At 61.5% G+C, this 19,677-nt stretch carries 15 protein-coding genes; 7 read left to right on the top strand and 8 right to left on the bottom strand.

Annotated elements, in window-relative coordinates; genetic code table 11:
• Positions 1–111: 111 nt before the first annotated feature.
• Positions 112–1,395: an ATP-binding protein gene (locus tag AB7783_RS22180; RefSeq protein ID WP_441279748.1), complete on the top strand. Its 1,284-nt coding sequence runs from the start codon at positions 112–114 to the stop codon at positions 1,393–1,395.
• Positions 1,385–1,918, top strand: coding sequence for a response regulator transcription factor (locus AB7783_RS22175; RefSeq protein ID WP_231078731.1), 534 nt, complete (start codon positions 1,385–1,387; stop codon positions 1,916–1,918). The genes AB7783_RS22180 and AB7783_RS22175 overlap by 11 nt, the downstream gene beginning before the upstream one ends.
• Positions 1,919–1,957: 39 nt before the next feature.
• On the opposite strand, the gene AB7783_RS22170 is transcribed toward AB7783_RS22175, so the two are convergent.
• The 4 genes from AB7783_RS22170 to AB7783_RS22155 are packed head-to-tail and all read right to left on the bottom strand — an operon-like array spanning position 1,958 to position 6,095.
• Positions 1,958–3,397, bottom strand: a complete 1,440-nt coding sequence (locus AB7783_RS22170) for an amidohydrolase family protein (protein WP_441278818.1) — start codon at positions 3,395–3,397, stop codon at positions 1,958–1,960.
• A 13-nt stretch (positions 3,398–3,410) separates the two neighbouring features.
• On the bottom strand, positions 3,411–4,436 hold the full coding sequence (locus tag AB7783_RS22165; RefSeq protein WP_441278817.1) for an ABC transporter substrate-binding protein: 1,026 nt from the start codon (positions 4,434–4,436) through the stop codon (positions 3,411–3,413).
• A gap of 27 nt (positions 4,437–4,463) precedes the next feature.
• Entirely contained in the window at positions 4,464–5,237 is a 774-nt protein-coding gene (locus AB7783_RS22160) for an ABC transporter permease (protein ID WP_441278816.1), read from the bottom strand.
• Positions 5,238–5,240: 3 nt separating this feature from the next.
• Complete coding sequence (locus AB7783_RS22155; RefSeq protein ID WP_441278815.1) at positions 5,241–6,095, bottom strand: ABC transporter ATP-binding protein; 855 nt, start codon at positions 6,093–6,095, stop codon at positions 5,241–5,243.
• 165 nt (positions 6,096–6,260) lie between these two features.
• On the opposite strand from AB7783_RS22155, the gene AB7783_RS22150 reads away from it, so the two are divergent.
• Positions 6,261–6,962: a GntR family transcriptional regulator gene (locus tag AB7783_RS22150; RefSeq protein ID WP_320445976.1), complete on the top strand. Its 702-nt coding sequence runs from the start codon at positions 6,261–6,263 to the stop codon at positions 6,960–6,962.
• Between the two features lie 14 nt (positions 6,963–6,976).
• On the opposite strand, the gene AB7783_RS22145 is transcribed toward AB7783_RS22150, so the two are convergent.
• On the bottom strand, positions 6,977–8,371 hold the full coding sequence (locus tag AB7783_RS22145; RefSeq protein ID WP_441278814.1) for a PLP-dependent aminotransferase family protein: 1,395 nt from the start codon (positions 8,369–8,371) through the stop codon (positions 6,977–6,979).
• 275 nt (positions 8,372–8,646) lie between these two features.
• On the opposite strand from AB7783_RS22145, the gene AB7783_RS22140 reads away from it, so the two are divergent.
• The 4 genes from AB7783_RS22140 (at position 8,647) to AB7783_RS22125 (ending at position 13,425) form a co-directional block, all read left to right on the top strand.
• Positions 8,647–9,957, top strand: coding sequence for a hydroxymethylglutaryl-CoA reductase, degradative (locus AB7783_RS22140; protein ID WP_441278813.1), 1,311 nt, complete (start codon positions 8,647–8,649; stop codon positions 9,955–9,957).
• 165 nt (positions 9,958–10,122) lie between these two features.
• Positions 10,123–11,361: a CaiB/BaiF CoA transferase family protein gene (locus AB7783_RS22135; RefSeq protein WP_441278812.1), complete on the top strand. Its 1,239-nt coding sequence runs from the start codon at positions 10,123–10,125 to the stop codon at positions 11,359–11,361.
• Complete coding sequence (locus AB7783_RS22130) at positions 11,361–12,119, top strand: enoyl-CoA hydratase/isomerase family protein (protein WP_441278811.1); 759 nt, start codon at positions 11,361–11,363, stop codon at positions 12,117–12,119. Before AB7783_RS22135 ends, AB7783_RS22130 begins: the two co-directional genes overlap by 1 nt.
• A 76-nt stretch (positions 12,120–12,195) precedes the next feature.
• The gene (locus AB7783_RS22125) at positions 12,196–13,425 is read left to right on the top strand and encodes an ABC transporter substrate-binding protein (protein WP_441278810.1); all 1,230 of its coding nucleotides are present in this window, start codon (positions 12,196–12,198) and stop codon (positions 13,423–13,425) included.
• A 66-nt stretch (positions 13,426–13,491) separates the two neighbouring features.
• Here AB7783_RS22125 and gyrB read toward each other — a convergent pair whose 3' ends face one another.
• The 3 genes from gyrB to AB7783_RS22110 all read right to left on the bottom strand — a co-directional run bounded on the left by gyrB (position 13,492) and on the right by AB7783_RS22110 (position 19,519).
• Entirely contained in the window at positions 13,492–15,933 is a 2,442-nt protein-coding gene (gyrB, locus tag AB7783_RS22120; protein ID WP_089263407.1) for a DNA topoisomerase (ATP-hydrolyzing) subunit B, read from the bottom strand.
• A gap of 226 nt (positions 15,934–16,159) precedes the next feature.
• Complete coding sequence (locus tag AB7783_RS22115) at positions 16,160–17,254, bottom strand: FUSC family protein (protein ID WP_441278809.1); 1,095 nt, start codon at positions 17,252–17,254, stop codon at positions 16,160–16,162.
• 153 nt (positions 17,255–17,407) lie between these two features.
• Positions 17,408–19,519, bottom strand: a complete 2,112-nt coding sequence (locus AB7783_RS22110) for a hypothetical protein (RefSeq protein ID WP_441278808.1) — start codon at positions 19,517–19,519, stop codon at positions 17,408–17,410.
• Between the last annotated feature and the right edge of the window lie 158 nt (positions 19,520–19,677).

Genomic DNA, 19,677 nt, shown 5'->3' with positions numbered 1-19,677 from the left:
GGTTTGGGAGCAGAGAGCAAGGTGGGCGCACCAGACGTCACTGGCGTCAGTGGGGTTGCCGCGTCACCGGTCGACGCGACGGGTGTCACCACACCCGTTGCGGTCACGGCTCTGCCGCTCGACGAGACCACCAATATCAAGAACATCAATCTGCTGATCCAGTTGCGCTGGATCGCAGTGGTCGGGCAGGTCCTGACCATCGGCTTCGTGCACCTGGTGATGGGCATTTCGCTACCGCTGATGGCCATGGTCATGGTGCTGTGTGGCTCAGTATTCCTGAACGTCATCAGCCAGGAGTGGCTGCGCCAGCAGACCGACGCGCGTGACCGCGAACTGCTCCTGCTTTTGCTGCTCGACGTCGCGGCGCTGACCGCCCAGCTTTATCTGAGCGGCGGCGCCACAAATCCATTCATATCGCTCTATCTCCTGCAGGTTACGCTCGGGGCGATGTTGCTGAACGGCCGCTCGACCTGGGTCGTTGTTGTTGTTGCCTGTCTGTGCTTCGCCGGGCTGATTGTATTTCATCGCCCCCTCGATCTGCCGGACGCGCTGCGCAACGATCTGTTCCAGTTGCACATCATCGGTATGTTGATCTGCTTCGTACTCGACGCGGCGCTGATCGTCGTTTTCATGACGCGCATTGCAGAAAACTTGCGCGAGCGCGACGAGGGTCTGGCAGCGCTGCGTCAGCAGGCCGCGGAGGAAGATCATATCGTGCGCATGGGTCTGCTCGCCTCTGGTGCCGCGCATGAACTCGGTACGCCGCTGGCATCGCTGTCGGTGATCCTCAGTGACTGGCGCCGGATGCCGGAACTTGCAGGCAACCCGGAGCTGATGGAAGAGATCAGCGAGATGCAGGCCGATGTGCAGCGCTGCAAGTCGATCGTCACCGGCATTCTCATGTCGGCCGGCGATATGCGCGGCGAGGCGCCGGTTGTGACGACCGTCAACGGCTTCTTCGGCGAACTGGTCGAGGACTGGCGCGGCGCGCGCTCGATCAACACGCTGGTCTATGAGAACCGGTTCGGCGAGGACATGCCGATCGTGTCGGACTCGGCGTTGAAGCAGATGATCTTCAACGTGCTCGATAACGCCAACGAGGTATCGCCGCTCTGGGTTCGCCTCGCTATCGAGCGCGATGGCGATTCGCTGGTGCTGAAGGTCAGCGACATGGGACCGGGTTTCGCCAAGGAGATGCTGGCGAATTTCGGCAAGCCCTATAATTCAAGTAAGGGCCAGTCCGGGCGCGGGCTCGGTCTGTTTCTGGTGGTCAATGCCGTCCGCAAATTGGGCGGTACGGTGGTGGCGGAGAATCGTCCTGTGGGCGGTGCCCTCGTGACGTTGTCGCTACCACTATCCGCCCTCGCGATTGGAGCGCGCAAACATGTCGGATGAACGTCTGCTGGTCATTGTCGAGGATGACGAGGGTTTCGCGCGCACGCTGAAGCGATCGTTCGAGCGTCGCGGTTACACCGTGCTGCATTCCGAGGGCTTCGAGACCTTGACCGAGGTGCTCGGCGACAAGGTGCCGGGCTATGCGGTGGTCGATCTCAAGCTCGGCGGAGCCTCGGGCCTGGCTTGTGTCGAGGCGTTGCATGCGCTGAGCCCTGAGATGCTGATCGTAGTGCTCACCGGCTATGCCAGCATTGCCACGGCGGTGGAGGCGATCAAGCTCGGCGCGTGTCATTACCTCGCCAAGCCTTCGAACACCGACGATATTGAGGAAGCGTTTCAGAAGGCGACCGGCGATGTGCAAGTGGCGCTCACGGAACGTCCGACCTCGATCAAGACGCTGGAATGGGAACGCATCCACCAGACGCTGGTGGAGAGCGATTTCAACATTTCGGAGACGGCGCGCCGCCTCGGCATGCATCGCCGCACGCTGGCACGAAAGCTGGAAAAACGTCAGGTGAACTGAAGCCGCTGAAGGTTTGGTGAGCTAGCAGCGCCCCCGCTGCTAGCAACACCCCTGTTGCCGGAACCAGTGCGACACGGCGCTTTCGAACGGTGCCCAGGCGCGTTCGAACGCCTTGAACTGGGGCACGCTCTTGCGATAGAGCCCGCGCAACTCGGTCTCCATGGCCTCTAGGTCGACGCCGGTCGGCTTGCCATCGCGGCTGATGGTGCGCCCGTCGACCACGACATCGCGAACGCAGCTGCTGTTGCCGCGGGCAAACAGCATGTCGATCGGATCGACCGGCATGATGGCATCGCGGTCGAGTTGGCCAATATCGAGAACAACGAAATCTGCGGCTTCTCCGGCCGCGAGTGTACCGGGTCCCGGCGCGCCGATCGACCTGCGGCCATTGCGGATGGCGAGCGTGAGAAACTCCGCGCGGCTCCACGTGCGGTCGAAACCGAGGCCGTCATGCGCCATCTGCACGAGACGCATTTCGCGGATCGCATCATCGTCCTCGTCGAGCGCAACGCCGTCGATGCCCACGGCGATCCGGCAGCCGCGGCGATGTGCATCGGCAATGGGTGCAAGACCGGAATGCAGATGCAGATTGGAGCTGAAATTCGTCACGATGGTCGCGCCGGACTCGGCGATCATGTCGAGTTCGTTCGGCCGGGCATGGATGCAATGCGCCAGTGTCAGGCGGTTGGACAGCAGGCCGATATCTTTCAGGTAGCGCACAATGCCGCTCGGAAAAGCGCGGTCGGCCCATTGCTGCTGATAGATGGTCTCGAGCAGATGCATATGGACGCGCCGGCCGGTCGCCGCGGAGCGCTCGGCGATGGCTTCGAGCAGCGCAGGCGAGCACCACTGGACGCCGGCCGGACCGTATTGCACATCGATCATCGGACCAGCGATGGCTGCATGAATGGCTTCGACACGGTCGAGATATTCGGATGGTGTCGGGCTCGGACGAATGAACATGTCCTGGATCGTGCTGCGATCGTCCTCAGGCAATACGGCGAGCACGTCGGCGCTATCGCCATAGACGATCGGATTCTGGTCGCGTACGGCCAGCGCGAAGGCCAGCCGGATGCCGACATCGTTTGCGGCCTTTGCGATGGCGATCGACTCATCGAGAATCGGCATCTTGCCGCTGGGGCGAGTGTAATGAATCATCGCGCCGCCGCAGCCTGCGCGCGCCGAACGGGCGAGCGAGACAGCGGCGACGAGATAGGGATCGGGCGGCGTGCCGAAGGCCGAACGTGCGATCCACGATTCCAGCGGCATGTTCGATGCGCCGAAGGATGTCATCGATGGACGCGCGTGGTCGTGGGCATTGACCAGCGCCGGGATGACCAGATGGTTCGTCTGCGGCGAAATGCTTGCGCCGGCTGAGACCTTCGTGATCAGGCCATCCGTATAATGGATGCAGGCCTGAGGCACGAGACCGCGATCTGTGCCGGTGAAGACATTCGTCGCAGACGCAACCTGGGTCATGCCACGCGCCCGTTTAGTTCGCGGTGTAGACCAGTTCGCGGTCCTTGCGTTCCGGCAGGAACTCGCGCGAGAAGATTTCCTTCGGGGTCGGCGTGCGCTTCAGATCGTAACCTTCGACGACCATGCCGATGGCGCGGGTCATGCGGTCATCCTTGATATCGCCGACGCCGATTTCCTTCATCTCGGGCGAGACCATCAGCTTGTCGAAGGAATATTGCAGGCGGCGCTTTTCGACGGGAACATCGACGAGATTGTCGAAGGCGACGACCGACGCCATGCCGGCGTTCTGATCCTTGGCGACGGCGATGTTAGCCTTGTTGATCGCGCGGACCAGACCGGCAACAGCCTTGGGATTCGAAGCCAATAGCTTCTGCGATACCATCACGCCGTTGGAATACAGGTCGAGGCCGAATTCACCGAAGGAGAACCACTTATAATCCTTCTCGGGATCCTGGCGGTTCAGGACGAGATTGAAATAGCTGGTAATGTTGAACACCAGCGCGGCGTCGATATCGCCCTTGATCAGCATCGGCTCCTGCAGATTGGGAGCCATATTGGTGACCTTGATCTTGTCGGCCGCGAGGCCGTTCTTCTGGATGAAGACAGGCAACAGACGCGTCGTCGGCGTGCCCTGCGCGCCGCCGAGCGTGTGGCCTTCGAAATCCTTGATCGTTTTGATGCCGCTGGTGTTCTTGGTGACGATCGAGAAGGGAGGCTGGTTCCACATCATATAGACCATCACCGGCGCGTCCTGTGGGCGCGTCGAGGAGTTCTGGATGATGGCATTGACGTCGCCGAAGCCGGCATCCCAGGCGCCGGACATGATACGGGTCACGGTCGCGCCCGAGCCTTCGCCCTGATCGATGACAACGTTCAGGCCCTCTTCCTTGAAGTAGCCTTTGTCCTTGGCATAGAAGAACGCCGCGTCACTGCCCTGGGTTTTCCAGCCCAGCGTGAACTTGATGGTCGTCTCTTGAGCGAAGGCGGAGCCTGTGAGCAGGACGCTGCCGACTGCGAGGGCGGTCAATCTCTTCAACATGACATTCTCCTGGTTGATGTGGGTGGATTAGGTCGCAACGAGATCGTTCTTGCGCGTGGCCCAGCCGGTCACACGCGCCTCGATCAGAGAGAAAATGACGTAGAGCGCCACGCCGAGGATCGCGAGAATGAACAGGCAGGCGAACACCAGCGGGACGTTGAAGTTCGACGATGCGCTCATCATCACATTGCCGATGCCGCGATTCGACGCGACGGTCTCGGCCAGCACGGCACCAACGAAGGCGTAGCTCACCGCGACCTTCAGCGACGCGAAGAAGAACGGCATGGTGCGCGGCAGGCCGACATTCCAGAGAATGTCCATCTTGCTGGCGCCGAGTGCCTTCAGCACGTCTTCCAGCTCGGGTTCGGTGGTCGCGAGGCCGGTCGCGATATTGACGACGATGGGAAAGAAGCAGATCGACAGCGCGGTAAGAATCGCAGGCACGGAGCCCGAGCCGAACCACAACACGAAGATCGGCACGACGGCGACCTTCGGAATCGACGAGAAGCCGACCAGCAGCGGATAGGCGGTGTCATAGGCGACTTTCGAGACGCCGATGACTGCGCCCAGCACGACGCCGAGGCCGACGCCAAGGACGAAGCCGGCCATGGTCGTGCCGAGCGTCTGCAGAATATGCGGCCACAGGATCGGGAAGCGCGCGATCAGTGTTGCGATGATTTCCGTCGGACGCGGAAGAACCAGATCCGACACGCCCGACATGGCGCAAAATAACTGCCATGCGACGAAGAAGATGACGATCAGTCCGAACGACCAGAGTTTTTGACGCAGGCCTACACTCATGACCTATGCCTCCTGCGCTTCGGGAGCGCTGCTCCGGGCGTTGACGATGAGTTCACGAAGGCGCTGATTGAGTGCAACGAAATCAGGCTCGAAAGTCATGGGGATGGTGCGCGGCCGTGGGAAATCCACCGGCCTGTCGTCGAGGATGCGGCCCGGTCGTGCGCTCATCACGCAGATGCGGCTGGCCAGGAAGCCGGCTTCGCGGAGGTCATGCGTGACCAGTAGCACAGTCGGTTTGTGTTGCAGCCAGAGGCTCTGCAGGATCGACCAGAGTTCTTCCTTGGTGAACTGGTCGAGCGCGCCGAACGGCTCGTCGAGCAGCAGCATGCGCGGCTCATGGATCAGCGCGCGGCACAGATTGGCCCGCTGCAGCATGCCTCCGGACAGCTGCCACGGATACTTGTTGCCGAAATCCTTGAGGCCGACCTGGGCCAGCAATGCATGCGCCTTGTCGCGAAATTCGCCTTTGCGCTTGTGTCGATACTCCGACCGGAACGGCTCCACGATCTTGAGCGGAAGCATGATGTTCCGCTCGATGGTCAGCCAGGGCAGCATGGTCGGGTTCTGGAACGCCATCCCAATCCGCAACGCCTTGGCGGCGACCTCACGCCCGCCGACGATGACGACGCCGGTAGTGGGGCGGAGCAGATTACTGACGAGCTTGAGGATCGTCGACTTGCCGCAGCCGGAGGGGCCGACAAGGGCAAGGAATTCGCCGTCGGGGATGATAAGGTTCGTCTCCGCAAGCGCCGGCGTGGCGGTCGGGCCGCGGCCGAACGTTACTGAGGTCGCGGACAGCTCAACGGCGACCGGTCTGCGCTGGCCCTCGGTGGGTCCATTTTCTTGCATACTTGTCATGGCGATAAGTGCATGCAATTGGGGTGCCACTTGAGTCCGGAGCGAAACGTTGTCATTTTACGTTCGCTCGCCATTCCCTGAGGAATTATTGGGCAGTCACTCTCCTCGATTGCATGCACTTCGGGCACGGCCCGGAATGCCAAAATCGCGACAGGTTCGATCTGAATGCCAGAAGCGCCGAATTCAAAAGACAAGGTTGGGGTGATCTGCCGTGCGCTGCGGCGGGCAATCATCGAGCAGGCCCTGGAACCCGGCGCCAAGCTTCCCGAGGACTCCCTGGGTGAGCGCTTTGGTGTCAGCCGCACCATTGCGCGCTATGCACTCGGGCAACTGGCGTCCGAGGGGCTTGTGGAGCTGCGACGTAACCGCATTGCCGTGGTCGTGACGCCGAGCTGGCAGGACGCGCGGGACATCTTCGACATCCGGATGGATCTCGAACGGCTGATCGTCCGCAAGATCGCCGGCAAGCTCAGCAGCAGTCAGATCGCGCGCCTCAAGGCGCATGTCGAGGCGGAGCGCGAGGCGCATGACGGGCCGAACGCCGTGTCCATTCGCCTGGCGACTGAATTTCATATCATGCTGGCGTCGATGACCAACAGCCCGGTGCTGGTCCGCTATGTCAGCGAGATCGCCTATCGCTGCTGTCTGACACTGTCGCTGTTCAGTCGCCCACATTCGTCGGAATGCGGCATCACCGAGCACATCGCGATCATCGAAGCGCTGCAGGAGGGCGACGCCAACAAAGCGATGTCGCTGATGCATTCGCATCTGGACTCGGTTGCCAACCGCGCGCTGGTGGAGCCGACCCCGGCGCGGGGCCGGGATCTGCTCGACGTACTGGCCCCCTATACCGAGGAAGCGACCTGAAGGCGTCGCGGCGTCTATTGCAGCCGGCGCAGCAGAAATTCATAGAATTTTGGATTGTCCGCCCGCGACACATTGATTCTGATCGCCCGCGCCAGCCGACTGTTCTTGTCGAGGCAGAACAGGCTTCCCGGCGCGATGAAGATGCTGTCCTTCGCGCCTTCGCGCGCCAGCGCCATATCGTCGATTCCGTCCGGCAGCAGCAGATACAGGTAATAGCCCGTGCGTGCGTCGGTATAGAGCTGATGTCCGCCGCGCACGAGATTGGCGCGCACTTGGCCCATGGCGGCTTCACTCCGCTGTCCCAGCCGCTTCAGGTGCCGTTCATAGTGGCCGTCCGCGAGCAGTCGGTGCAGCAGCCGCTCCACATGGCCGGAACTGTTGACGGTGGTAAGCATCTTCAATTCGGCCAGTGTTGCGATGCGGTCGCTGCGGGCCGCGATGAAGCCCGATCGCAGGCTTGCCGACAGCGTCTTCGAGAAGGTCCCGATCGAGAGCACATTGTTCAGCTGATCGAGCGTCGCCAGCCGGCTGTTCGTCGCCATCGGCAGATCGGCAAACGGGTCGTCCTCGACGATCACGAGGTTTGATCGCATCGCCGTCTGAAGCACCGCATGCGCCACGGGCAGCGTGATCGACCCTCCAGTCGGATTGTGACCAAGCGACTGCGTGAAAAACAGCTTCGGCCGCTCCGACTGGATCTTTGCGGCGAGGTCGTCGACATCCGGCCCATCCGCCAGGCGGCGAACGCCCACGATGCGAACCTGCGCCAGCGTGAGCTTTGCGAACAGAGGATAATAGCCGGGCTCGTCCACCAGCACCGTATCGCCAGGCGACAGCATCGCGCGGATGATCAGGTCGAGCGCGTGATTGGCTCCGAATGTGAGCAGGAGTCCGTCTTCCTTCACCGCGATTTGTTGGGCTTGCAGCCGCAATGCGATCTGTTGCCGGAGCGGCAGGAATCCGAGCGCGGAGCCATAGGCGTCAGCGGCGGCTGGCAGGATCCGTCCGGTCCCGCTCAGATGGCGCTTGATCTCCGATTGCTCCGTCCACGACGCCGGCGGCCGTCCGTCGCCGACGCGGATCTCGAAATTCTGCGAGAGCTGGGCACTTAGCAGCGATGCGATGTCGACGGCTTCGCTCACGTGTTTCGGTCGCCCGCCATCATCGCCGCGATAGATGACCACGAAACCGGAGCCTGCCTTTGCTGCGACGAGATTGCCAAGCACCAGTCGGTCATAGGCTTCGACCACGGTGTTCTTCGACACGCCAAATTCCCCGGCGGCTTTTCTGATCGAGGGCAGGCGGTTGCCTTCCGACAATGCGCCGGAGAGGATTTGCACACGCAACCGGCCGGCCAAAGTCTCGGCCAGCGTTGTGCTGCGGTCGGAAGGCTCACGAGAAGCAGTCAAGCAATGCCTCCAGGTGCAGTGCTGGACGATCCATCAGAACCGTACCTTTCTCCAAGAGCGACAAGATTGAATTCAATCGTCCAGTCTCATGTCTTCGCGCAGATGGACTTAGTCTGCGTTCCATTTGCACGGAAGAATGCTGCATCCGCGAATACAGAGGTCATATCGCCATGGGTACAGTCTAGGACAATATTTCAGAACTGTCTCTTTCGGACGTCATCCGCGGATGCCTAACGTGCCGCCAACAGAAGACCCTGTGTGTGGGAGGCGCCGCAATGGCCGGTTCGAAGTCGGGCGAACAGCCTGGAAAGATCAATTCGCGTTTGGAAAATCTGCGCAATCTCGCGCCTGCCGAAAGGCTGGCCCGTGTGATCGACGCGACCTCGCTCGGTGATACCGAGCGCGCGGCCTTCGGCCCCGGTGCGCTGCCGCTCGAACTCGCCAATGGCATGATCGAGAATGTCATCGGCACGTTCGAACTGCCGGTCGGTATCGCCACCAATTTCACCGTGAACGGCCGCGACTACCTGATTCCGATGGCGGTCGAGGAGCCGTCGGTGGTGGCCGCGGCATCCTATATGGCACGCATCGTTCGCAAATGCGGCGGTTTCCAGACCTCAAGCTCCGCGCCGATCATGCGTGCGCAGGTGCAGGTGCTGGGCGTGACCGACGTGCACGGCGCCCGTGCGCGCGTGCTACGCGAGCGCGATGCCATCCTTGAGGCGGCCAATGCCAAAGACAAGGTGCTGATCTCGCTCGGCGGCGGCTGCCGCGACGTCGAGGTGCATGTGTTCGAAAACACATCGGTAGGGCCGATGATGGCCGTGCATCTCATCGTCGACGTGCGCGATGCCATGGGCGCGAACACCGTCAACACGATGGCTGAGACGGTCGCGCCGCTGATCGAGAAGATCACCGGCGGCGAGGTTCGCCTTCGTATTTTGTCGAATTACGCGGATCTGCGCATCGCGCGTGCCATGGTGCGCGTCACGCCGGAAGCGCTGAAGACCGACGAATACAGCGGCGAGCGGATCGCCCGCGGCATCGTCGAGGCCTGCGCGTTTGCGATCGTCGATCCCTACCGCGCTGCGACCCACAACAAGGGCATTATGAACGGTATCGATCCCGTGGTGGTCGCCACCGGCAATGACTGGCGCGCCATCGAGGCCGGCGCCCATGTCTGGGCTTCGCGCTCCGGCCGCTACACCTCGCTCACCAATTGGGAAATCGATGGCAGGGGCAATCTCGTCGGCACCATTGAGATGCCGATGGCGCTCGGCCTCGTCGGCGGTGCCACCAAGACCCATCCCGCCGCGCGAGCGGCCCTGAAGATACTTGGCGTGCAGAGTGCGCAAGAACTGGCGGAAGTCGCCGTTGCGGTCGGTCTGGCGCAGAACATGGGTGCGCTTCGTGCACTGGCCACCGAAGGCATCCAGAAGGGGCACATGGCACTGCATGCGCGCAACATCGCCATCGTCGCCGGCGCCACCGGTGACGAGATCGAGAAGGTCGCCGTCGCGCTCGCCGCCAATCACGACGTGCGTGTTGATCGCGCCAAGGAAGTTCTCGAGAAGCTGCGTTCGTAAAAAGTGGAGGCGTTCTAACGCCACTTTGTGCAACGCAACTTCGTGCAGGCGTCACGCTTTCACGCCCGGCGGGTACGAAAATGTATCTTCGATACTCATGCTCTTGTACGAAAACCACGCGTGCCGATGTTGTCGGCGGATATTCGTATGGACTGGGAGGATGATGTGAACACTGCAGAAAAGATAGATGGGCTCAAGGAGCGCAACGGTCCTCTCAAGGGCGTGACGGTGCTTGACGTCACGCGTGTTGTCGCAGGTCCATTCTGCTCGATGTTGTTCGCAGACCTGGGTGCCACCGTGATCAAGGTGGAGCATCCCGGAGAGCCGGATTATGCGCGGACCTTTCCACCCTTCGTCGGCCACGACGATGAGCAACTCAGCGCCTTCTTCACACAGTTCAACCGCAACAAGAGGGGCATCACGCTCAATCTCAAATCCGACGATGGCAAGGCCCTGCTGAAGAAGCTGGTGCAGAAGGCCGACATCCTCGTTGAGAACTTCCGTCCCGGCACGATGGACAAGCTTGGCCTCAGCTACGAGGTGCTGCGCGAACTCAATCCCAGGCTCGTCTACACCGCTATCAGTGGCTTCGGTCGCACAGGTCCAAATTCATCCAAGCCGGCCTATGACAATACGGGGCAGGCGGCCGGCGGCCTGTGGTCGATGAATGGCTATGCCGATATGCCGCCGGTGCGCGTCGGCACGATCATCGGCGACCTCGCCGCTTCCCTCTATGCGGCTATCGGAACGCTCGCAGCATTGCGAGAGGCGGAGAAGACCGGCGTCGGTCAGGTGGTCGATGTATCTCAGCAAGACTCCGTGCTGACACTGACCGAGAACGCCGTGGTCCGTTACACCGCGCAGAAAGAGGTCGCCTCGCCACTGGGCAACGATCATCCGTTCGTTCGGCCCTATGGTCAGTTTCCTTGCAAGGACGGCTACGTTTTCTTCGGCGGCTACACCGACAAGTTCTGGGCGATTACCTGCGCGCTGTTCGGCGAGCCGGAACAGGCCAAAGATCCTGCCATCGATACGATGGAGAAGCGGTTCGATCACGCGGTGGCAGAGACCAGGGTCAAGCCACTGCTGGAACGCTGGTTCGCGAACTACACCAAGGCCGAACTCGAGGAGATGGCCGGCGACAAGATTCCGCTCAGCGCCATCAAGACCATCGCCGAAGTGGTCGAAGACCCGCACATCGCTGCGCGTAACATGATCGTCGACGTTCCGATCGCCGGAAAGCTGATCGGCATGTTCGGTCTGCCGATCAAGCTATCCGGTGCGGGACAGATGTCGTTCGAAAAAGCGCCGCTGCCTGGCGAGGACAATGCAGAGGTTCTCTCCCGGTTGGCGGATGTCACGGCGGCCGAACTGGTGCGTCTCAAGGCGTCGGGAGCGATCTGATGGCGATTGATTTCACCAAGGACAGTCACGTCGCAACGGTCCGGATCAACCGGCCGGACAAGATGAATGCGCTGACGCTCGCCATGTATGACGACCTCGGCCGCGCATTCCACGCCATCAAGGATGACGATGAGATCCGGGCCGTGGTGCTGACCGGTGCGGGCGATCGCGCCTTCTGCGTCGGTGCTGACCTCCGGGAGTCTATTCCTGCACTTGCGGCGGACACGATCGACATCTCTGCCTGGGATTCGGCCCACATCAAGTTTCCCGGATTCTATAAGCCGGTCATCAGCGCCATTCGCGGCATGTGCATGGGCGGCGGGTTCGAGATCATGCTGGCGACGGACATCCGGATCGCGGCGCGCGGCGCTGTCTTTCAACTGCCTGAACCGAAGCACGGTTTCGTGCCGGCGGGAGGCACGCTCGTGCGCCTGGTCCGGCAGATCGGCTACGCGCATGCCATGGAGATCATGCTGACGGCGGAGCGCTTTTCCGCGGATGACATGCTTGCCAAAGGCGTCGTCAACCGGGTTGTCGATTCCGAACAAGTCGAACTGCTGGCCTATGAGATGGCAACCAAGATCGCGGCACTGAGTCCGATCGCCATCCAGACCATCAAGGAAGCGGCGCTGACGCTTCAGGACCTGCCGCTCGCAGAAGCATTTCGCGCGGAGGCCGCGCTCGGTCAGCGCACCTTCACGAGTGCGGATGCCAAGCGTGGCCTGGCTGCGTTTGCGAACAGAGGAAATGAGAAGTGACGATGCGATAGGTCCCTGGAGAGATCGCGCGTCGCAGGCGTATTGAAAAATCAAAAACGTAAAAGGGGTGGAGGATATGAGACGATCTGAACTGGGTGTGTGCTTTACGACGGCGATTGCCAGCGTTTTTCTTTGCACCGTCTCTGCTTTGGCGCAGAACGCACAGGTCTCGGATGGCGTCGTCCGTGTCGGCGTGATCGAGGATATGTCGGGCGTCTATGCCGACATTACCGGCAAGGGTGCCGTGACTGCGGCGCAGATGGCCGTGGAGGATTTCGGCGGCAAGGTCCTCGGCATGCCGGTCGAAGTCGTATTCGCAGATCACCAGAACAAGCCGGACATTGCCGCCAACGCTGCACGCAAATGGTTCGATACCGACAAGGTCGATGCCATTCTCGACGTTGCGTCGTCATCGCCTGCCTTGGCCGTGCTCGAGATCGCCAAGGAGAAGAAGAAGATCATCACGCTGAGCTCGCCGGGATCGACCCGGATCACGAACGAGGTGTGTGGAGCCTATGTGGTTCATTGGGCCTATGACACATTCGCTATCGCGAACAGCACAGGCAAGGCGCTTGTCAGCCAGGGTTTCGATACCTGGTATTTCGTGACGGCGGACTATGCGTTCGGTCAAGGCCTCGAGAAGGACACCGGCGATGTCGTCAAGGCATCGGGCGGCAAGGTCGCCGGTGCGACGAAACACCCGGTCGGGACCGCGGACTTCGCCTCCGTCCTGCTGCAGGCGCAGTCGTCCAAGGCCAAGGTGGTGGCGCTCGCCAATGCCGGCGGGGACACCATCAATTCGATCAAGCAGGCGGCAGAGTTCGGCTTGACGGCAGGCGGCCAGAAGCTCTCGGCGCTGGCGGGATTTATCAACGACGTTCACGGTCTCGGATTGAAAGAGGCTCAGGGGCTGACGATCACCGAGGCGTCGTATTGGGACATGAACGACGAGACGCGGAAATGGTCGAAGCGCTTCTACGGGAAGGTGAACGCCATGCCGAACATGCTTCAGACCGGCACATATTCATCGGTACTGCATTATCTGAAAGCCGTGCAGGCCGCCGGCACCGACAGCACCGAAGAGGTGATGAAGAAGATGCGTGAACTGCCCGTCAATGACGTGTTCTACAAGAACGGCAAGATCCGCGAAGATGGTCGTATGGTCCACGACATGTATCTGTTCGAGGTGAAGAAGCCGAATGAGTCCAAGGCACCATGGGACTATTACAAACTGCTCGCCACGGTACCCGCCGATCAGGCGTTTCAGCCGTTGGCGCAGTCGCGCTGCCCGCTGGTGAAGAAGTAAGATAAACGCAAAAAGGCCCGCCAGAATGGCGGGCCTTTTCAGTTTTATCTCTGGGGTGCGATACGCTTACACGTCCACATTCGCGCTGAGCGAATTGTCCTGGATGAATTCGCGGCGCGGTTCGACCACATCGCCCATCAGTTTGGTGAAGATGTCGTCGGCCTCGTCGACTTCCTTGACCCGGACTTGCAGCAGCGAACGCTCATTGGTGTCGAGCGTGGTTTCCCAGAGCTGGCCGGGGTTCATCTCGCCCAGACCTTTGTAGCGCTGCAGGGCCACGCCCTTGCGGCCGGCGTCGGTGACGGCCTCGAACAGCGAGACGGGGCCGTGAATCGGGAATTCGATGTCCTTGCGGCGCAGGACGCCGGATTTCGGATAGGCTTCCTGCAGGCTGCCGGCATATTCGTCGAGCTTGCGCGCATCGGCGGAGCCGAGCAGGGCGTCGTCGATAAAGGAGACGTCCTTCACACCGCGAATCGTACGTTCGAAGAAGAAGCCCTGGCCTTCGCGGAATTCACCGATCCAGCCACGCTCGACTTCGTCGGCCAGCGCGTCCAGTCGCTTGGCGATGTAGTCGGCAGCGGCATTGGCGGTGGCGAGATCAGCGGTGACCCGCGGATTGAGCACGCCAGCGATTGCGGCCTGCTCGACGACTTTGCGATTATAGCGCGAGTGCAGATTGTTGAGAGTGCCGCGGATGATGCGGGCATCTTCCACCAGCGCTAGCAGATCGCGGCCTGTGCGATCCTCGCCCGAAGCGAGCTTGAAGATGCAGTCGTCGAGACCGGTATCGATCAGGTAATCTTCCAGCGCCCGCTCGTCCTTGAGGTATTGCTCGGACTTGCCGCGCGTCACTTTGTAAAGCGGCGGCTGCGCGATGTAGAGATAGCCGCCTTCGATCAGCGTCGGCATCTGGCGGAAGAAGAACGTCAGCAGCAGCGTGCGGATATGCGCGCCATCGACGTCGGCGTCCGTCATCAGGATGATCTTGTGATAACGCAGTTTCGACAGGTCGAAGTCGTCGCGGCCGATGCCGGTGCCGAGCGCCGTGATCAGCGTGCCGATCTGTTCGGAGCCGAGCATCTTGTCGAAGCGCGCGCGCTCGACATTGAGGATCTTGCCGCGCAGCGGCAACACGGCCTGGAATTCGCGGTTGCGGCCCTGTTTCGCGGAGCCGCCCGCCGAGTCACCCTCGACGATGAACAGTTCGGACTTGGCGGGATCGCGCTCCTGGCAGTCAGCCAGCTTGCCGGGCAGGGAGGCGATATCCAGCGCGCCCTTGCGCCGGGTCAGTTCGCGGGCCTTGCGCGCGGCTTCGCGGGCGGCGCCGGCCTCGATCACCTTACTGACGATGATCTTGGCTTCGGTCGGATGTTCCTCAAACCACGAGGCAAGGGCTTCGTTGAGAACGTTCTCGACCACCGGACGCACTTCCGAGGACACCAGCTTGTCCTTGGTCTGCGACGAAAATTTCGGATCGGGCACTTTCACTGACAGCACGGCAGTGAGACCTTCGCGGCAATCGTCGCCTGTCAGCGCGATCTTTTCCTTCTTGGCGACAACTTCGGCATAGCCGTTGACTTGGCGCGTCAGCGCGCCACGGAAACCGGCCAGATGGGTACCACCGTCGCGCTGCGGGATGTTGTTGGTAAAACACAGCACGTTCTCGTGGTAGCTGTCGTTCCACCACATTGCGACTTCGACACTGATGCCGCTCTGTTCGGCGCGCATTACGATCGGCGTCGGCACCATCGCCTTCTTGTTGCGGTCGAGATATTTGACGAATTCCTCGACGCCGCCCTCATACATCATGTTCTCGGTCTTCTCGACCGGATGACGCAGATCCGACAATCTGATGTTGACGCCGGAATTCAGGAAGGCGAGCTCGCGCAGACGATGTTCGAGTGTCGCGAAATCATATTCGAGTGTCGTGAATGTTTCCGCCGAGGCATAGAACGTCACTTCGGTGCCGCGCCTGCCATTGGCATCGCCGACCACCGAGAGCGGCGCCACCGCGTCGCCATGGGCGAATTCGATGCGGTGCTCTTTGTCGTTGCGCCAGACGCGAAGGATCAGCTTGCTCGACAGCGCGTTGACGACGGACACGCCGACGCCATGCAGACCGCCGGATACCTTGTAGGAGTTTTGGTCGAATTTTCCGCCGGCATGGAGCTGGGTCATGATGACCTCGGCCGCCGAAATGCCTTCGCCCTTGTGAATGTCCACGGGAATGCCGCGACCGTCGTCGCGCACCGTCACCGAGCCATCGGCATTCAGAATAACTTCGACGGCGCTGGCGTGACCCGCAAGCGCTTCGTCGATCGCGTTGTCGACGACTTCATAGACCATGTGATGCAGGCCGGAACCGTCGTCCGTATCGCCGATATACATGCCCGGGCGCTTGCGGACGGCGTCGAGTCCCTTCAGGACCCGGATCGATTCCGCACCGTATTCGATGGGAATGGCATGCTCAGTGTCGGCGATGGGTTGCCGGGCTGGTTCAGTCATGTAGGGGCCTTCGAAGGTGTGCCGAATCAGCGCGGAAAACGGCGCTTGAATCGCTCTATTTGTGCCATGAAAGGCGCATTGCGCCTAGCGCAAAGTAACGCGCAGCAAGCTATTGAATAAATAGGTTTTTTTGGCGTCATTTCAAGCCGATTTGAGGCCGTTTTCGTAGCCTGATTTCGCGCCTGTTCCGGGCGTCGAAATGCCCGGCTTGCGTGCATCCGAGAAGCTATTTTTCGGCCAATCCCTCAGCCGGTTTGGCGGGGGTCCCCTTCAGGCCGCGCCGGGCGATCAAATGCGCGGCCAGCACGACCGGCTCCAGCAACACCATCCCGAACAGAATGCCAAACAGGCGGTCATAGCCGGGCTCCAGGGCGGCATTGGCGTAGTTGTCAGGCACCAGCACCACGAGGAAGGCCAAAGTGAATTGCAGGCCCGCATAACTCATGGAGGGCGGGCCATTTTCGATGTGACGGCCGATCATGACGCCGAGCACGAGTCCGATGGTCATCACGACGGGCGAATGTTGGCTGACCAGCAGGATCGCGCTGGCCAGCAGACCGCCCGCGAGACAGCCGACCAGCCGGTTCATCATGCGCGAGGAAACCGGGCTGAGCATGCCGTCCGCCAGCGATGCCGCCGGCACCAGCATGACCGCGAAGATCGTGATGCTGGATTGGCTGAGCGACGGGATGCCGAGCCACTGCCAGGCCCACGGGATCAGCGCCAATGCAATGCCGCCGACCAGAGCGTGACGCGCCACCGTGGTGTGCCATTGCCGCGTCGGCTGGTCGACCGGCTTGGCGCGCAGATTGTTGTCCGGATTCGGTAGCGCGCGCCGCACTGTCCAGGTCGAGATCGCACTCACGATGACGCAAGCGGTGGTACCGGCCAGCACTTCGAGCACGCGCGTCGAGGCAAAGCGCAGGATCGGCTCGCGCGCATGCTCCATGCCTTCGATCAGCACCATCAGGAAAGTGAGGCCGGTGAATAGCCAGGCATAGGCGCGGCGGCCGACGATGGCGAAATAGAGGGTGATGCTGCCACCGATCAGAAGACCGAGACTCAGCAACACCGGCTGGCGCAGCAGCAAAGGCGCAGCGGCAAGTGCGAGTCCTGCGCCAGCAAGCGTCCCAATCACGCGGAGGATGCCGCGCGTAAAACTTTCGGCGACATGCGAGCGCATTACCATGTATCCGGAGAACGCGGCCCAGCCGACATTCTCCGCGCCGATGGCGTGCGACAAGACGATCGCCAGCAGCACCGAACAGATGCATTCGGCCTCGTCGATCATGCGCGGTCCGGGAATCGGAAGCGAACGCATTTCGGTTCCGAACGCGCGTGCGATCCGCGACAGATGAATGGCCAAAAATACCAGCATGGCCAGATATTTATGCTGTCGAACGTGGTCTACAACGGACGATTTCTCATGGCCCAATGCAGTGGCGGACGCGCGCGCTGGCGCGCTTGCACGTCCTTAGTAGAGCTGCAGCGGGAGGATATCCCGACCGTCAGGGCCAACCATCAGGCCCCAGCTGTCGTTGGCCGCCACCTTGATCGTGCTGTCATGCGCGGGCTTGCCCGCGGCCTTGATCGTGACCTTGTAGGCGCCGGGCGGCAGTTCCATCGTCGGCCCGTTCGGGTTTTGCGGTCCGCCCACGCCGGGCGCGACCTTGATCGTCTTGTTATTGACGCTGACCGACACTTCCGCGTCACCCATATTGCCGAACAGCAGCCGAACCTTGCCCAGTGCAGGCAGGATGCCCGCCTTCGTCGCTTCTGCGGGATGGCGCACCACCAGACTGACCGTGGTCTCGTCGTTGCGGCGTTCCAGCTTCAGCATGGCCGGCCCATCGGGGGCCTTGAAGGCGAGCGTGGCGCTGTCCGGCTTGATGACAGCGCTCTTCGTGTCTTCCTGCCACTGTCGCTGCGTGAGTTCGCGTCGGTAGAACGCCAGAACCGAGTCCAGTCCCGCAGGCACAGATGCACTCAACTCATGTCTGAACGGCGCGCCGCCTGGCAGCCCTGAAGTACCCAGTGATCGCAACGTCCGCTGCTTCGGCGTGGGATAATCGGTGTCGCCATCGGACTCGAGAACCTGTTCGGCGCTCTTGGCGTTGCCCGTGGTGGTGGCAACGGCCGCGACAGGCGCGCCCTTCAGGCCCGAGCCTGCCGCCGTGACATTGACCTTCGGGCCCATCTGCATCGCCGTCATTGAGATGCTCTGCTTGGCCTTGCTGAAATTCAACACCACCATATTGGGATTGTTGATGACTGACGGCGTGCTCTTCCAGCCGAGCGTCTTCATTCCGCTGCGGTAAAAATCCGCCAGCGCGCTGACGCTTGATGAGCTGGTGAATGCGAGCCTGCCATCGGCGCCGTCGAAGTCGATCTCGCTGGCGGTGTCGGGGACGGGAATCGGTGTGCTCGAACCGTCCATCGCACGCAACGCAGTTTCCGGCCCACGCGCGGCTTGTGCCGCGGCGCGCTTCGCATCCGCTTCGGCAATAGCCGCTTGCCCGAACGCGAGTGCATCCTTGATAAAGCGGTCGTCTGCTTCCTTCTTGGCCTTGGCGCGCGCTGCGATCACCGATGGCAGAACCTGTACGTCGATCTGCACGGTGGTCAGATCGTATTTGCGACCGATCTGCAGCGTTGCCGTCTCTTCCGGCGAGGTGAATGCGAGCGAGGCGCGATCGGCGGTGACGACGGTGTCCTTGCTCTGTTCGACCCAGCCCTTCTTGCCGAGTTCGCGGCGATAGAAGGCCAGCACCGGGCCAAGTTCAGCCGGGATCAGCGCATGCGCCTCACGCTTGATGGAATCCGCGCTGCCCGTGGTTCCTGCGGATTTAATGCGTTCCGGTCGCGGCAGGCCTGCGGATTCAGGGCCCGCAGCGAGATCTTGCGGAAGCGCGAAGGGCGCGACGCGAATTTCGACGCTGGTCTTGTTATCGGCGCTCCGCTGCAAGGTCAGCATCACCGGCAATTGCCGCGTGTTGCCGTCACGAGAAAAATAGACGCGCACGCCATTCGCGATCGTCTCGTCGATCTTCGCATTCGGCCAACGCGCCTCGGCTGCGGCCGCGGACAGCGGCGACCAGCCCAATGTAGCGAGTTCTTTCTGAAAGAAGGCGAGCGTCGCATCAACGGTTTCAGCCGTCGTGCATCCAAGATACGGCCGCCGTTCGTCATAGACGATATCGGTCGCGCGATCGGGGAAAGGCAGGTTCACTTCCAGGCGCTGCGAGCTGTAGCTGACCCCCGACCGATCGGTTCTACTGCCGTCGCTCATAAAAGAGGCCGACACACCCTGCGCACCCTTCTTGTACCAGCGACTGCGATCTGATCCCTCGAGTGGCGGCGTGTAGACGATCCAGCCATCGGCTGCGAGTAATTTTCCGATGTTGGCAATGGTGTCCGCGACGTTGCCTGCGCCGAAATAGCTGGCGCTGAGATTGGGGTATTTGGTGGCTTCAGGCCGGGCCATCGCGCCTTCGATATGTGGCAGCGTTCTCACATCCACCAGGCCGTCTTCGGCACGACAGGCCAGCGAGCCGCCAGCGATGGCGGTGCTGACGAGCAGGGCCAACAGGCAGTGTCTGGCCGGGAGCTGTATCCCGCGCTTGCTTGAAAACATCACTGAAAGCCTCCGGCGTTTGCTTGCGTGCATGCAAAAGCGCTGCCCACAAGGGCAGCGACATTATTTGCGCGGGGCACTTAGAGTGAGTTGTAGGAGGTGTTGCTTTG

The organism is Tardiphaga sp. 172_B4_N1_3 (genome assembly GCF_052076035.1).
Taxonomy (GTDB): Bacteria; Pseudomonadota; Alphaproteobacteria; order Rhizobiales; family Xanthobacteraceae; genus Tardiphaga; species Tardiphaga robiniae.
Note: the sequence above shows the minus strand (reverse complement) of the source record. Positions and strands in the feature narration are given on the sequence as shown.

Excerpts from the sequence above, each read along its gene's own strand:
- AB7783_RS22175 (WP_231078731.1), top strand. The coding sequence starts at position 1,385 with ATGTCGGATGAACGTCTGCTGGTCATTGTCGAGGATGACGAGGGTTTC.
- AB7783_RS22170 (WP_441278818.1), bottom strand. The coding sequence starts at position 3,397 with ATGACCCAGGTTGCGTCTGCGACGAATGTCTTCACCGGCACAGATCGC.
- AB7783_RS22165 (WP_441278817.1), bottom strand. The coding sequence starts at position 4,436 with ATGTTGAAGAGATTGACCGCCCTCGCAGTCGGCAGCGTCCTGCTCACA.
- AB7783_RS22160 (WP_441278816.1), bottom strand. The coding sequence starts at position 5,237 with ATGAGTGTAGGCCTGCGTCAAAAACTCTGGTCGTTCGGACTGATCGTC.
- AB7783_RS22155 (WP_441278815.1), bottom strand. The coding sequence starts at position 6,095 with ATGACAAGTATGCAAGAAAATGGACCCACCGAGGGCCAGCGCAGACCG.
- AB7783_RS22150 (WP_320445976.1), top strand. The coding sequence starts at position 6,261 with ATGCCAGAAGCGCCGAATTCAAAAGACAAGGTTGGGGTGATCTGCCGT.
- AB7783_RS22140 (WP_441278813.1), top strand. The coding sequence starts at position 8,647 with ATGGCCGGTTCGAAGTCGGGCGAACAGCCTGGAAAGATCAATTCGCGT.
- AB7783_RS22130 (WP_441278811.1), top strand. The coding sequence starts at position 11,361 with ATGGCGATTGATTTCACCAAGGACAGTCACGTCGCAACGGTCCGGATC.
- AB7783_RS22125 (WP_441278810.1), top strand. The coding sequence starts at position 12,196 with ATGAGACGATCTGAACTGGGTGTGTGCTTTACGACGGCGATTGCCAGC.
- gyrB (WP_089263407.1), bottom strand. The coding sequence starts at position 15,933 with ATGACTGAACCAGCCCGGCAACCCATCGCCGACACTGAGCATGCCATT.
- AB7783_RS22115 (WP_441278809.1), bottom strand. The coding sequence starts at position 17,254 with ATGCGTTCGCTTCCGATTCCCGGACCGCGCATGATCGACGAGGCCGAA.